Origin of the sequence: Nocardia abscessus, assembly GCF_015477775.1 — a bacterium.
GTDB lineage: Bacteria > Actinomycetota > Actinomycetes > Mycobacteriales > Mycobacteriaceae > Nocardia > Nocardia abscessus_A.
In genome coordinates, this window is the sequence record NZ_JADLQO010000021.1 from 80,232 (window position 1) to 93,160 (window position 12,929).

Genomic DNA, 12,929 nt, shown 5'->3' on the forward strand with positions numbered 1-12,929 from the left:
ATCGAAGTGCCCAGGGACACGAACTCGTCGTTCGACCCGCAGATCCTCGAAGGCCCATGTAACGCAGGGTTGTCATGGTTCGTCAGGCGTCGTGGATTATCGAGCCGGAGAACTGCATGGTGATCGAGGTGGCGTTTGTTAGGTCGATTGTTGACGGGTCGATCATGATGTTCCATCCGGCGAATGGGGTTGGTTCGAAGTAGGCGTAGCTCACTTCGTGGTCGAGAGCGCCGTCGACTTCGACGTAGCCGTAGGCGCCGTCGTCGAAGGTCCAGTCGGGCGGTCCGTTTTTCTTGGGAGACACCCGGTATTCGAAGTCGAGGTCCAGCGGTTTGGAGGTGAACTGGTAGGTATTTCGCCGGTAGCGGTCGAGGTAGTTGCCCTGGGTGCTGATCTGCAGGTTGACCGAGGCGCCGTTGCGCGGTGTCGCGTTTTCCACCCATACGCGCACGCGGTTGAGCCGGACTCGGCCGAAACCGGCGAACTCGTCGGTGTCCAGCGGTACCACGAAGCGGGCGGTCCCTGATTTCTTGAATTGGGTGAGAACGTCGGGGGCGTTTGTGCTGTCGATGGTGTATCTCTTGTCGGCCAGGATCTGCGGCGGCGGCGAGAAGTGTTCCAGGGCCGTCGCGGAGTCCATGGTGATGCTTGTCAGGTTCGTCAGTCCGGCGTCGAGTTCGCCGATGTTGTCGAGGATGCGTGGGCGCACTACCGAGGGTGCCAGTGCCCAGTAGAAGTACGACGCGCGGTAGCCCTGTAGGGCGGTGAACAGCGAGCTCTTGGTGTCGAGGTAGCGCAGGTACAGCTGCTGCATCAGCGCTGCGAGGGGCGCCTTGCCGTGGACCAGGGAGTCCAAGTACTGCTGCAGTTGCTGCTGTTCCTGTTCGGCCAATTGTTTTTGCAGGCTGACCGCGGCGTACTGCTGACCGGCCGCGACCGCGGCCGCTTGAGCGGCGGCCAATTCCTGCCCGTGGATGGCGACGGCGTCGACGGCTAGTTTGAGCTCGCGTGCGTAGCGGATGCCTTTCTGGATCGGGTCGGCGAGCATGGCGTCGGTGTTCTGCTGGTAGATCCGCCACTGGTAGGTCGCGGTGAGATCCGCCCCGCCGGTGTCGAGGTTCATGTCTTTCAGCTTGGCGGCGTATTCCTCGGCGTTGTGGAAGTTCTCGACGGCGTCGATGATCTCCTTCGACAGGTCGTATACCTTTTTCAGTGCCTCCGCGATCTTTTTGAGCTGGTCCATGCAGTTTTTGAGGCTCGCGGCCAGGTTCGCGATGTCACTGCCGGCCTGGGCGGCGGCTTCCACCGCCTCCGCTCCCTTGATCGCGCTGCCCGCGGCGGCGGCGCCTGCGGCGGGGTCACCGACGAACATGGCGCCGATACCGACGCCGAAGGTGATGACCGCGGTGCTGAGGTCGATGATCGCCTTGCGGATCTGTTGATTCTTCCATTCGGGTACGCCGATCTGCTCGAAGTCGATCTGGGTCTCCTGGGCAGTGTCTTGGGCCGCCGTCAGCCGTTGCTGTGCGGCGGTGACCGCGGCGCTGGCGTTGTCGAAGTTGTTTTTCGCCTGGGCCAGTAGTTGAGTGGTGTACTGCGTTTCGTAGGTCTTGTTCGCCAGCAGGTTCTTGGCGAGCTGGATGAAGTTGTCGGTGACGACCGTCTGGGTGCTGAGGGCCTGGTAGTCGGCCTCGTACTGTTTGGCTTCGGCGACGAAAGCCTTCGCGAGCTCGGTGTAGACCTGCCGGCTCAGATACGGGACGAAGACCGTTCCATCGGATTCGGCGTTCATCTGCGCGGTGAGCAGCGTCAGCAGCGACGAGCTGCGCAGGAGCACGCCCAGTAGCTCGACGTTATAGCCCGACCAGTTCTTCAGCCATGTCAGTTGGCGTAGCGCCAGGTCCGGATGGGTGTCGTAGAGCAGTGAGGCGAACAGGAACTCGGTGCGCAGCGCCTGTTGGAAGTAGTCCGGGGCTGACAGGGCCGCGACCCCCTGGGCCCGGTCCAGAGGGCTTTGGACCGGGCCACTGCCCTCGACATACTTGATCAGCACGCCGCCGGACGGCGGTGGAGCGTCGATGACGGGTAGAGCGATCGTCTGCTGAGGGGCGAGCACGGCCTGACCCTGCACGCTGCCTGCCAGCTCGTCGCAGAAAAGCACGAATCGAGCACCGTGGTCGTTTCGGTAGTCGAGGGTCACGGTGAACGGCTCGTCGCTCTGCAGCCGTCGCGCCTGGATCCACAGAACAGTTTCCTGGAGCCGCCATGAGATCCCGGCGGGCACGTTCACGACGTCGGCTACCAGCGTCACCAGCACAGGATCGAAACCCGAGTTGTGCAACGTGGTCTGTACCTCGCCCAGGTCGAGGTACATGGCCCGGAACACCGCGTGGGTGGCGTCGATCACGGTGGCCGAGGCGCAGGGCACGTTGCCCTGCTGTTCGATCTCACCGTAGAGCGTGCGCCAATCGTAGGACTGTGCCGCAATGACTTTCATGGCGCGGTCCTACACGCCCGCGAGGACGCAGTTCGGCGTGAGGAGGGTGTCCAGCCGCCATGCCTCCACCGTCCACTGATCCAAACTGGTGCGCTGCTGTTCGGTGACGTAGGCGTTCATGCGATAGCTGTCGGCCTCGTTGGCCACGGCGGCCCACTTACGGATGGCCGCGTCGACGCCCATATCCATGATGATCGGCGGGACCTGCTCGATGTTCGTGTCGATCATCGTCCGGATCGTCTCGAGGTCGTCGGAGATGGCCCCCCACACGCCTTCGATCTTCTGGATTACCGGGAGCACCGCGGTGAGGTCCTGCCCGATCGTCGTGGAGCTGTCCTTAGCGGATTCGACGGCGTGCATCAGGTTCGCGTAGGCGGCGTACTTGGCCTCCAGCGAATTGATCAGTTCCTTGGCGGCGTTGATCCTGTGGAGGGCCTCGATGGCGCGACTGCCGTAGACGCCGGCCACGACTGATGCGGCGATGAAGCCGGGCAGTCCCAGCCACGCGTACGTCGGCGTTGTCGCGGCCACCACGACATCGTGGTTGTACTCGTCGTTCGCCGCCTTCAGCACGGCCTTCGCATCGGCGATCTGCTTCGTGACATCAGCGACATCCTTGCTGGATTCACCGTACTTCTCGTTGTAGTACGCAACGAGGCCACCGTCACCGCCGGTCCCCACCATCGTCGTCTTGTCCGTTTCGGTGTCCTTCGCGAACTGATGGATTTGTGCGGTGACTGCGGTCGCTTTCTGCACCCGCGTGTCGGCGTCTTTCTTCAACACGTCCAGAATCGCTTTGAGCTTGTCTTTCGCCTGCTGGTCGTTCGGGTTGTCCGTCAGCCGTTGCGCCAGGTCCTTGATGGGCGGGTAATAGATGGGCGCTTTGTTCGAACCGTAATCGTTGATGTCGCTGGCCAGGCTGATCGTGGCAGGATAGATCGTCTCGCGCCACGTCGTGCCGTGCTTGTTGATCTCCTGGTAGGCATCGATCAGCTTGGTGAAGTCCGACAGGTCACTCGGCGCGCCCGAACCCAAGTTGTTCCGGAACTGAGCCTCGGTTGTCGGGAGGACAAGGGCCTCCTGAACGTAGGCCTGGATTCTGATCCACTCGGCCCGGCTCAAGGTAAACGCCGGCCCGCCCTGCTCGCCCGGTTCTGCCAGTTCCCGGGGCCCGATATTCAACTCGGTCATCGGAGAATCTCCTTCCAGGTGGATGCAGTGACAGTCACCGGACGGCGCCTGTGAGGACGCGGTTCGGCGTGATGAGGGTCGCCAGCCGCCATCCCTCCACGGTCCACTGCTCCGAACCGTAGGATTGCTCGCTGACGTGGGCGTTCGTGAGGAAGTTGTCGGCCTCCTTGGCCACGGCGGCCCACTTGGCGATGGCCGCGTCGACGCCCAGGTCCATGATGATCGGTGGGACCTGCGCGATGTTGTGGTCGATCAAGTCGAGGATGTACCCGAGGTCGTCGAACAAAGCCCCCCAGATGCCCTCGACCTTCTGGATCACCGGGAGGGCTGCTGTGATGTCCTGCGTGATCGTTGAGGAGCTCTGCTGAGCGGAGCGAGCGGCGTTCATCAGATTCGCGTCGGCGGCCAACTCGGCTTCCAGCTTGTTGATTTGTGCCTTGGCGGCATTCACTCGTTTCAGGGCCTCGACAGCACGAGCGCCGTATTCACCGGCCACGACTGCTCCGGCGATGAACCCGGGCAATCCCAGCCACGCGTAGGCCGGCGTTGTCGAAGCCACCACCACATCGTGGTTGTACTCGTCGTTCGCCGCCTTCAGTACAGTCTTCTCGTCGGCGATCTGCTTCGTGACCTCGGCGACGGCCTGGCTTGCTTGACCGTATTTCTTGTCGTAGTACGCAACCAGGCCACCATTGCCATCCGTCCCCGCCAACGTCGTTTTGTCGGTCTCGATGTCATACGCGAACTGGAAGGTCGTTGCCGAGACCAAGCGCGCCCACTGCACCTGCTTGTCGGCCTCGCCCCGCAACGTCTTGAGAATCGACTTCAAGTCATTCTTGGCCTGCTGATCGTTCGGATTGTTCGTCAGCCGTTGCGCCAGGTCCTTGATGGGCGGGTAGTAGACCGGGACCTTATCCCTGCCGTACTGGAGAATGTTGCTTGCCAGGCTGATCGTCTTGGGATAGATCGAGTCACGCCAATTCTTGCCGTCATCATTGATCAGCCGATAGACATTGATCAGCTTGGTGAAGTCGGACAGGTCACTGGGCGCGCCCGGGCCCAAGGAGTTCCGGAACTCGGTCTGCGTCGTCGGAAGGACGAGCGCGTCCTGGACGAAGACCTGGATCTTGATCCACTCAGCCCGGCTGAGCAGGAAACCCGGCCCGCCCTGCTCGCCGGGCTCGGACAACTCTCGGGGGCCGATATCCAAGCGAGTCATCAGGGACCTCCTTATTGTCGGAAAACGGCCGGATCGCACAGGGGAAGCGCTGTCGCGCTGGGGGCCTCAGTCGCACTGCTGCTATCGAGATAGCGGCAAATACACACCAGACAGCAGATGAACAGCTCCTTTCGGCCGACAGCACTGATTCGGAGACGAGCAGGGTCTAGGCTTTCGTAGCCTCACCAGGTTTGTCAGTCGCAAATCTCAGCACCGCTATGTGCGGGTGCGTCGGTACGCGAATGGTCTGCCGATTCGCCCCGTGCCACGTACTGAAGGAGAAATGCGATTCGCGTTACTTCGTATCCGGTCGAAGATCTCGCTGGGATGTCTCCGCACCCCCTGAATCTCTGATTGCGGATGAGTTCAGTATGCGTCGAAACTGCACATATTTCGCATGATCAGTACTAACAAATCAGCTACCGTTTCCCGGTCCGAACTTGCTTCGATACCCAACTCGCGGTCTACTCTGCGGAAACTTTCGAATAATTCGTTTCTTTCACCGACAAGATTGACGAAACCTATCCCTGTACGGCTGCCGAGATGCTTCCCCCGGCAGGTTTCATGCCCCAAGGAGTGCGATGCAAGTGCAGATGCACCACCAACGGGCAGCACATGCGGCGGCTAATCATCAGCGGTGTGCCGCCAAGGCCGACAGCCCGTTCGATCGCCCCGCACCGTCATAGCGGGGGCCGCGGCGCGCTGGATGAAGCCGCAGCTGGCGGGAATCGTCGGGTATCGAAAGTTCGTCGGCGCGGTGCGGCATCCGAGCCTCGCCCGCGCTGTCCGGCCTGATCGGTGAGCTGCCCTGTATCGAGCCAGCGGAGTCGACGCCGCGTTGGCTGCAACGGCAGCCCCACGCGGTGCTGCAGGCACTCGCCCACCACGGCGCGGAGCTGACCCTAGGGATGGATTGCCGCACCGCGGCACGGCCGACTCGTGCGGGTGCTCCTGGTGCAGGCGGGGTCCCCTGCCTACACGCAATGAACCGCTCATCCGCGTCGAGGCATGGCTGCGTACGACCAAGCTGTTCGGTGAAGGCTTCGGCGGGTGTCTTCCAGCCGAGGGTCTTGAGGGGCCTGTGATGGGAAAGGAGTTCGCGATGTCGAAGTCCAGCGGGAAAGGTCACGGCGGCAAGATGACCACCGCGGCGGCGTCCCGAGTCCAGTCGGCGGCCGCCAGGAACCCGGGCAGCAGCTCGGCGAGGTCCGGATTCGCTTCCCGTGGTCGGGCAACTTGACGTTGTTGTACATCGATGAGTCGGCGAGCCAGGGGAACTGGGCGAGGCTCAATTGCACGGCGTGCTGGATCTCGTCGGCATCGGTGACCAGCGTGGCGCGGCCCCGCATTTGCAACGAGCGGGTCAGGCGGCGCCCGGCGTATCCGTCATCCGGCAAATCGCTACGACGTAGCTGACGTTCGGATTGGCCTGCAGATAGGCGTGCTTGCGGTTGTACTGGAATGTGTGAATGTAGGCAATGGGCGATGCGCAAGGCCGCTGCCGACGGGAAGCCGTCGGCAGCGATCGTGGCCAGGGTTGTGAGCTCCTCTGTACGCAGCAGCTCGGCGATCGTGTCCCGGATCTGTTCGAGGGTGGGTTCGGCTTTCATGCGACGCGAACCTCCGTCGCGGCGGGACCGATCAACCGGGTTCTCGGGTCGAAGTCATGCAGCGCGATCATCCAGGTCTCCTCTTCGAAGGGGTGACTAATTCCGCCCACCGTAGAAATTCCTTCCTCGATATCGGTAACCACGTCCTGATATTCAAGAGTCGCGAAGTTCGAGCTGGCGTGAGATCGCCGCGGCCGCGTCTTTCACTGCCGACTGGACATCGCGGAGCCGGGTGCGGGGCACGCGGGCGGCGAGGGCGGCGACGCTGACCGCGGCGCAGACCGAACCGGCGGAATTTCGTACTGGTGCGGCCACGCCGAGGATGTGGGGGTCGAGTTCGCCCTGCGACACCGCGATTCCGGCTTCGCGGATGCGAGACAATCGTGTGCGCAATGCTGCGGGGTCGGTGAGAGTCTTGGCGGTAAAACGTTCGAGCGGGGCTTGTTCCAGTACCGAGGTGACCTCGTCGGGGTCGGCCCAGGCCAGCAGGACTTCGGCCGCCGCGCCCGCGTTGATCGGCAGGACCTGGCCGCGCTCATAGGAGAGTCGAACCGCGTGCTGGGCTTCGACGAGATCGAGGCAGACCACCGAGCGACCGGAGCGGCGGGTCAGTAGCACCGTTTCGTCGACGTGTGCGGCCAGCGTCCGCATCACCGGCAACGCGGCCTCGGATAGCCCGAGGCCGGCACGGGCGAGGCGAGCGAGTTGAAAGATCCTGGGCCCGAGGCGAAATCCGCCGGGGGTTTCCTCTACGAACCCATTGCTGGACAGGCTCTGCAGGTACCGATAGCCGGTCGAGCGGGCGACGCCGAGTCCGGCGGCGACTTCGGCGCCAGTCCATACCGGCTTTTCGGCCGAGAACAGGAGCAGGATGTCGAGCGCGCGATCGGCCGTGGAATTGCGTTCCCGGTAGGTGCTCGGTGCGGCGTTTCGTTCGGTCATGTACACACGCTAGTCACCCGAATGGTGTCCTGTAAAGCAGGATGCATGTGCCGCTATGTAGGATGTCGAACCTACGGTGGGTTGTGTAGCAGCAGCGATAGATCTCCCATACGCTCGGCATGGTCGAAGGAGGCCCATGGAAGACCCTAGGTACGCGGTGGTCCAAGCCAGTCACGCGTTGGCCGCCGCGGGGCTCGGCGACATGGTCTGGGGGCATGCCTCGGTGCGTGACCCAGGCGGTGACGGGGTGTGGATGAAGGCATCCGGGTGGGGGTTCGAGGAGATCGATCTCGATACGGTCGTCCTGGTCTCGCCGACCGGTGAGGTGCTGGCGGGGGCGGGGCGGCGGCATCTGGAGTTCCCGATCCATACCGAGATCATGGCTGCCCGGTCAGATGTCGGCGCGGTGGTGCACACGCACGCACCCGCACTTGCGGCCTTCGCTTCTTTGGGGTGTGAGCTGTTGCCGATTTCGCACGACGCGGTGCCCTTCGCGTGCCCGCAGGTGCCCCGATTCGAGGAAACCGGGGCGCTGATCGCGACGACGGAGTTGGGGCGCGCACTTGCTCGCGGGCTGTCCGGTGCCAACGCGATCCTGATACCCAACCACGGCGCGGTGACGGTGGGTTCCGACATCGGTACCGCCGTCATGTACGCCGTGCTGCTCGAACGCGCCTGCCGGACACAGCTTCTCGCCGTGTCGGCGGGTGGTCCGGCGGCGTGGTCCGACCAAGCGGAGACGGAGTTCAAACGCGAGCAGGTCTGGAACCATGCTCAACTCGATGCTGGATGGCGATACCTGATCAGGCGGAGCAAGGCGGGGCGGCCGGATTCAGGGCTGTGAGCCGAGCGCTTCGGCGAGCGCGCGCAGGTCCGGCAGTGCCGCCGCGATGCGGGCGCGGGACTGCTCGCTCAGCGTCGCCAGCGCATCGGAGACCCCGGCGTCGAGACGATCGGCGAGTTCGGTGCTCGCGGCTCGCATCTTGGCGGTGGGATGGAGTTGAATCACCCGGCCGTCCGCAGGGTCGGCGCGGCGGTCGAGGAATCCGTCCTTGGTCAGGTTCGAGACCAGTGTGCTGACATTATTGGCCTGCATGCGCAGTGCCTCGGCGATCTCGCGGACGGTGATGCCGGGGCGGCTATCGACCAGTTTGAGGACCTCTACCTGGGCGAGCGGTCGTGGATTTTCACCGCGGGGCGTTCCCTGACTCTGTCGGAGTGCTCGATGCAGCGTCCAGCTCGTTCGGGTGATCTCGGCCGGCAGGTCGCCGTGGTCAGCGGGAGGCACACCCCAGTTTACCTCTAGTGGTAGATCATTCCTCCTCTTTGATGTGTCCTGCGTTACAGGATGCTACTTTTGTTATGCAGGACACCATCGTAGCGTGGCGTTCATGCCGATAGATTCCATTGCCGCTGTCGCCCGTGCAGCAGCGGACAATTTCTGCCGGGAGACCGTCCTCGTCGAGGACCCCGGTCCCGGTGAGGTGCTGCTCCGCCTGGTCGCCACCGGGGTCTGTCACACCGATCTGTCGGTCCTGGCGGGCCGGCTGCCGACGCCCCTGCCCGCCGTTCTCGGACACGAGGGCGCCGGTGTGGTCGAAGCAGTGGAAGCTTGCCGATGCCGCCATGGAGGTCGACGGCACCATCCCCAAGCTGCGATACAACGCCGCCCTCGCCCTGACCGACAGCGGCCGGGCCGCGCAGCTGGCGCCGGGGATCTTCGGGCCCGTAGCGACTTTCGAGATCTTCGATACCGAGCTCGACGCGATCGAGCGCGCCAACGCCACCCGATACGGGCTGGGCCGCCTCGATCTGGACTCGGGATGTCGATCGCCCGATGCGGGTCGGACGCCGGATCGACGCGGGCACCGTGTGGACCAATACCTGGGGCGTCATCCACGACCAGATGGAGGAAGGCGGCTTCAAGCACAGCGGTGTCGGCAGGCTCAACGGCCACCGAGCGATCGAGGAGTTCCAAGAGATCAAGCACATTGTCCACCAGGGCAACTGAGAACCGTTCAAGCGAGGATCAATGCTCAATCCAGATCACGACGTGGTGATCGTCGGCGCGGGACCGGTCGGGCTGGCCACCGCGCGAATGCTCGCGCTCCGCGGCCATGATGTCGTCATCGTGGAACGCTGGCCGCAGCCATATCCGCTGCCACGCGCAGTGCATTTCGATGACGAGATCGGCCGGGTATTCGGATCAATGGACCTGACCCAACAGGTCCAGGCCATCTCGGACCCAGTTCCCGACCATTACGAATGGCGAAACGCAAACGGCGAGGCGCTGCTACGCATCGACTGGTCGGGCATCGGGCCCAACGGCTGGCCCACAGCCAACTTCTTCTCTCAGCCGCAACTCGAACAGGTACTGGCCGACGCTGTCGAGACTATGCCCAACGTCACGCTGATTCGGGGCGCTGAGGTCCTCACCGTCGACGAGCATCCCGGCCGGGTCGTCGTCGGTGTCGCCGACACCGTGCCGGCCTCGGAACATCCCGTGCCCAGGTCGACCATCTCCCGGACACTGACTGCTCGCTATGTCGTCGGCTGCGACGGAGCCAATAGTTTGGTGCGCAAGCGTATGGGCGCGACAATGCACGATCAGGGCTTCTTCTTCGATTGGCTGATCGTTGACACGATCCCGACCGACGACATCGTCTGGTCGCCGCAGAACTGGCAACTGTGCGATCCGGCACGCCCGACCACGATAGTTTCCGGTGGGCAGGGTCGGCGCCGCTGGGAATTCATGCGGTTACCCGGCGAGGATCCCGCCGAACTCGGCACCGTCGATCGGGCCTGGGAGCTGTTGTCTTCGTGGGGCCGGACTCCGGCCAACACTCGACTGGAACGGCACGCGATCTACACCTTCGCCGCCCGCTGGGCCGATCGCTGGCGCAACGGACGAATGATGATCGCCGGCGATGCAGCCCACCAGATGCCACCGTTTGCCGGCCAAGGCATGTGCTCGGGGCTGCGCGACGCAGCCAACTTGGCGTGGAAACTGGATCGAGTCCTGCGCCGGGTATCGCCGCCGGATCTGCTCGACACCTACACCAGTGAACGAAGCGTGCATCTGCAGCACGCGATCGCGATGTCGGTGGAGCTCGGAAAAGTGATCTGCGTGCTCGATCCGGAACAGGCGGCGCAGCGCGACGCCCGCATGATCGCCGGAAACGCCGATCCCGCAGTGGTATTACCCGTCACGGCTCGTCCCGTGCTCGGGGCGGGAGCGGTACGAGCGAGCGGGGAACTCTCGGGGACGATGACCCCACAGTTCCCCGTCGCTGTCGACGACGCCGCGGTCCTGCTGGATGCTGCCACCGGCTACGGCGCGCTGTTGATCCTCGCCGCAGAACGACCAGCCGCCGACCTGCTCGACGAGCCACTGCGCGCTTCGCTGGCCACGGCAGAGGTGACCGCACTATCACTGGCAGCCAGCGGCAACCCCGACCTGCGCGATTGCGACGGAGTCTGGACGGCATGGCTGGCTGACAATTCCATTGCCGCCGTTTTGATCAGGCCTGACCACTACGTGTTCGGCACGGCCGAGGCCATCGAGGGGGCCGCAACCCTGGCGGCCGACTACATCGCCTGCCTGACGACCAGCGTCTCCTGACGCACAAACATCACACAGAGGAGAACAACTGTCATGCGTATTGCGAACTTGCGGGGCCGCGGAGCCCTTGTCCACGGCGAGCGGGGCCAGGAGCGCACCGTGGAGATCGCCGCGGCGTCGGGTGGTCGGTTCAGTGGCGACTTCGCTGAGCTGTATGCCAACTGGGACACCGTGCGGGAATGGGCGGCTGCTCTGACATCCGAAGAGATCGACGGCCACTCGGTCGCGCTGGACCGCTCCGAGTTGGGCGCACCATCACCTGCCCCGCGGCAGGTCTTCGCGGTCGGACTGAACTACCGGGCACACGCGGCGGAATCCGGATTCGATGCGCCCGAGCATCTGCCGCCGGTCTTCACCAAATACGTTTCCAGCTTCAGCGGCCCCGACACCACGGTGACCATCCCCGAAGAGGGAAGTGTGGACTGGGAAGTCGAACTCGTGGTGGTCATCGGACAGACACTGCGGTGCGTCGAGCCGTCGCAGGTGTGGGCTGCGGTAGCAGGGTTGACTGTCGGTCAGGATATCTCCGAGCGGACTTCCCAGTTGCGCGGTCCGGCTCCGCAGTTCGGGCTTGCCAAGTCCTTTCCCGGGTTCTCGCCCCAAGGTCCGTGGCTGGTGACACCGGATGAGTTCGCCGATCCCGACGATCTCGAGCTCGGGTGCTCCATCGATGGTGAAGAAGTGCAGAAGGGCCGCACCAGGGACCTGATCTTCCCGATCCCGTCCCTGATCGCTGCCTTGTCACAGACGGTCACGTTGTTCCCCGGCGATGTGATCTTCACCGGCACACCGGCCGGAGTTGGTGTCGGCCGCGAGCCGAAACGGTTTCTGCAGCCTGGTGAACGTCTCGATTCCTGGATCGAAGGAATCGGTGCATTGCAGCAAACCTTCGTCGCGACGCGGTAGGAGCCGACATGGCACTGCACGGACTGGGCAAAGTCACCATCGGAGTCCCCAACCCTGCCGACACCATCAGCTACTACACCGATTTCGGGCTCGATCATCTCGGTGAGGGACGATTCGCAACCCGCGACGGCGGTGAACAACTCGAGGTAGTACACGCACCGCTGCGTAAGCTGCTCGACCTCACCGTCGCCGCCGACGACAGCGATGACATCGCCTCGGTGGCCGGCAAGCTCGCTGCGATCGGGGTCTCGAGCGACAGCAATCCGCTGTCGGTGCGTGCCGTCGAACCGGTCACCGGCACCGTGGTGCGCGTGCTGGTGCGACCGCGAATCATCACCGAGCCAGCCGTAGCGCCGACACCGTACAACGGCCCCGGCCGCATCGACCGGTGGGGCCGGGCACCGTTTCTGTCGCGAACCGAGCCGGTCCGGCCCCGGAAGCTCGGGCACGCGGTGCTGGGGAGCACCGACCTCGCCACGACCATGCGCTTTTTCGTCGACGGACTGGGTTTCAAGGTCAGCGACTACATGGGCGACAAAGCCGCGTTCTTGCGTTGCTCGGTCGAGCACCACAATGTGCTGGTGCTGGCCGCGCCGGTCAACTTCATGCATCACACGAGTTGGCAGGTCGACGACATCGACGAGGTGGGCCGGGGCGCGCAGTCGATGCTCGAAGGCCATCCCGAACGTCACATCTGGGGTCTGGGCCGCCATTTCGCCGGCGCCAACTTCTTCTGGTATCTCAAGGACCCGGCGGGCAACTTCTCGGAGTACTACTCCGATATGGACACAGTGCCCGAGGACGAGCTCTGGAGCCCTGCGGTACTCGAAGGTTTGCAAGGCCTGTACGCCTGGGGTCCACCGCCCCCACCGTCGTTCCTGGAACCTGACGACCTGGCCGCACTGATGAGCGGCGCGCACTCCACCCGAGGGTGACATCCAG

General features: G+C 63.9%; 11 protein-coding genes and 1 pseudogene. 6 read left to right on the forward strand and 6 right to left on the reverse strand.

All coding sequences use genetic code 11. The features are described from left to right. Nucleotides 1–82 precede the first annotated feature (82 nt). From IU450_RS35400 to IU450_RS35420, 5 genes are all read right to left on the reverse strand, one after another. Entirely contained in the window at nt 83–2,497 is a 2,415-nt protein-coding gene (locus IU450_RS35400; protein ID WP_195154066.1) for a hypothetical protein, read from the reverse strand. Nucleotides 2,498–2,506: 9 nt separating this feature from the next. Continuing rightward, the gene (locus tag IU450_RS35405) at nt 2,507–3,688 is read right to left on the reverse strand and encodes an alpha-xenorhabdolysin family binary toxin subunit A (RefSeq protein WP_195154067.1); all 1,182 of its coding nucleotides are present in this window, start codon (nt 3,686–3,688) and stop codon (nt 2,507–2,509) included. A gap of 34 nt (nt 3,689–3,722) precedes the next feature. Further along, the gene (locus IU450_RS35410; RefSeq protein WP_195154068.1) at nt 3,723–4,907 is read right to left on the reverse strand and encodes an alpha-xenorhabdolysin family binary toxin subunit A; all 1,185 of its coding nucleotides are present in this window, start codon (nt 4,905–4,907) and stop codon (nt 3,723–3,725) included. A gap of 1,606 nt (nt 4,908–6,513) precedes the next feature. Next, nucleotides 6,514–6,660, reverse strand: a complete 147-nt coding sequence (locus IU450_RS35415) for a hypothetical protein (protein WP_195154069.1) — start codon at nt 6,658–6,660, stop codon at nt 6,514–6,516. A gap of 10 nt (nt 6,661–6,670) precedes the next feature. After that, a complete protein-coding gene (locus IU450_RS35420; protein WP_195154070.1) occupies nt 6,671–7,459 on the reverse strand; it encodes an IclR family transcriptional regulator in 789 nt (262 codons plus the stop codon). Nucleotides 7,460–7,595: 136 nt separating this feature from the next. On the opposite strand from IU450_RS35420, the gene IU450_RS35425 reads away from it, so the two are divergent. Next, nucleotides 7,596–8,303 (forward strand): class II aldolase/adducin family protein, encoded by a 708-nt coding sequence (locus IU450_RS35425; RefSeq protein ID WP_195154071.1) that lies wholly within the window; start codon nt 7,596–7,598, stop codon nt 8,301–8,303. Here IU450_RS35425 and IU450_RS35430 read toward each other — a convergent pair. Next, nucleotides 8,292–8,747: a MarR family winged helix-turn-helix transcriptional regulator gene (locus IU450_RS35430; RefSeq protein ID WP_195154072.1), complete on the reverse strand. Its 456-nt coding sequence runs from the start codon at nt 8,745–8,747 to the stop codon at nt 8,292–8,294. The genes IU450_RS35425 and IU450_RS35430 overlap by 12 nt on opposite strands. A gap of 103 nt (nt 8,748–8,850) precedes the next feature. Between IU450_RS35430 and IU450_RS35435 the strand changes: the two are divergent. The 5 genes and pseudogenes from IU450_RS35435 to IU450_RS35455 all read left to right on the forward strand — a co-directional run. Continuing rightward, nucleotides 8,851–9,012 (forward strand): annotated as a pseudogene (locus IU450_RS35435) (NAD(P)-dependent alcohol dehydrogenase); the annotation flags it as partial. 284 nt (nt 9,013–9,296) lie between these two features. Next, nucleotides 9,297–9,470 (forward strand): aldehyde dehydrogenase family protein, encoded by a 174-nt coding sequence (locus IU450_RS40330; RefSeq protein ID WP_228835580.1) that lies wholly within the window; start codon nt 9,297–9,299, stop codon nt 9,468–9,470. Between the two features lie 21 nt (nt 9,471–9,491). After that, nucleotides 9,492–11,081, forward strand: coding sequence for a bifunctional 3-(3-hydroxy-phenyl)propionate/3-hydroxycinnamic acid hydroxylase (locus IU450_RS35445; RefSeq protein WP_195154073.1), 1,590 nt, complete (start codon nt 9,492–9,494; stop codon nt 11,079–11,081). 33 nt (nt 11,082–11,114) lie between these two features. After that, a complete protein-coding gene (locus IU450_RS35450) occupies nt 11,115–11,987 on the forward strand; it encodes a fumarylacetoacetate hydrolase family protein (RefSeq protein ID WP_195154074.1) in 873 nt (290 codons plus the stop codon). Nucleotides 11,988–11,995: 8 nt separating this feature from the next. Next, complete coding sequence (locus tag IU450_RS35455; protein WP_195154075.1) at nt 11,996–12,922, forward strand: VOC family protein; 927 nt, start codon at nt 11,996–11,998, stop codon at nt 12,920–12,922. Nucleotides 12,923–12,929: the final 7 nt, after the last annotated feature.

Excerpts from the sequence above, each read along its gene's own strand:
- IU450_RS35400 (WP_195154066.1), bottom strand. The coding sequence starts at position 2,497 with ATGAAAGTCATTGCGGCACAGTCCTACGATTGGCGCACGCTCTACGGT.
- IU450_RS35405 (WP_195154067.1), bottom strand. The coding sequence starts at position 3,688 with ATGACCGAGTTGAATATCGGGCCCCGGGAACTGGCAGAACCGGGCGAG.
- IU450_RS35410 (WP_195154068.1), bottom strand. The coding sequence starts at position 4,907 with ATGACTCGCTTGGATATCGGCCCCCGAGAGTTGTCCGAGCCCGGCGAG.
- IU450_RS35420 (WP_195154070.1), bottom strand. The coding sequence starts at position 7,459 with ATGACCGAACGAAACGCCGCACCGAGCACCTACCGGGAACGCAATTCC.
- IU450_RS35425 (WP_195154071.1), top strand. The coding sequence starts at position 7,596 with ATGGAAGACCCTAGGTACGCGGTGGTCCAAGCCAGTCACGCGTTGGCC.
- IU450_RS40330 (WP_228835580.1), top strand. The coding sequence starts at position 9,297 with ATGCGGGTCGGACGCCGGATCGACGCGGGCACCGTGTGGACCAATACC.
- IU450_RS35445 (WP_195154073.1), top strand. The coding sequence starts at position 9,492 with ATGCTCAATCCAGATCACGACGTGGTGATCGTCGGCGCGGGACCGGTC.
- IU450_RS35450 (WP_195154074.1), top strand. The coding sequence starts at position 11,115 with ATGCGTATTGCGAACTTGCGGGGCCGCGGAGCCCTTGTCCACGGCGAG.
- IU450_RS35455 (WP_195154075.1), top strand. The coding sequence starts at position 11,996 with ATGGCACTGCACGGACTGGGCAAAGTCACCATCGGAGTCCCCAACCCT.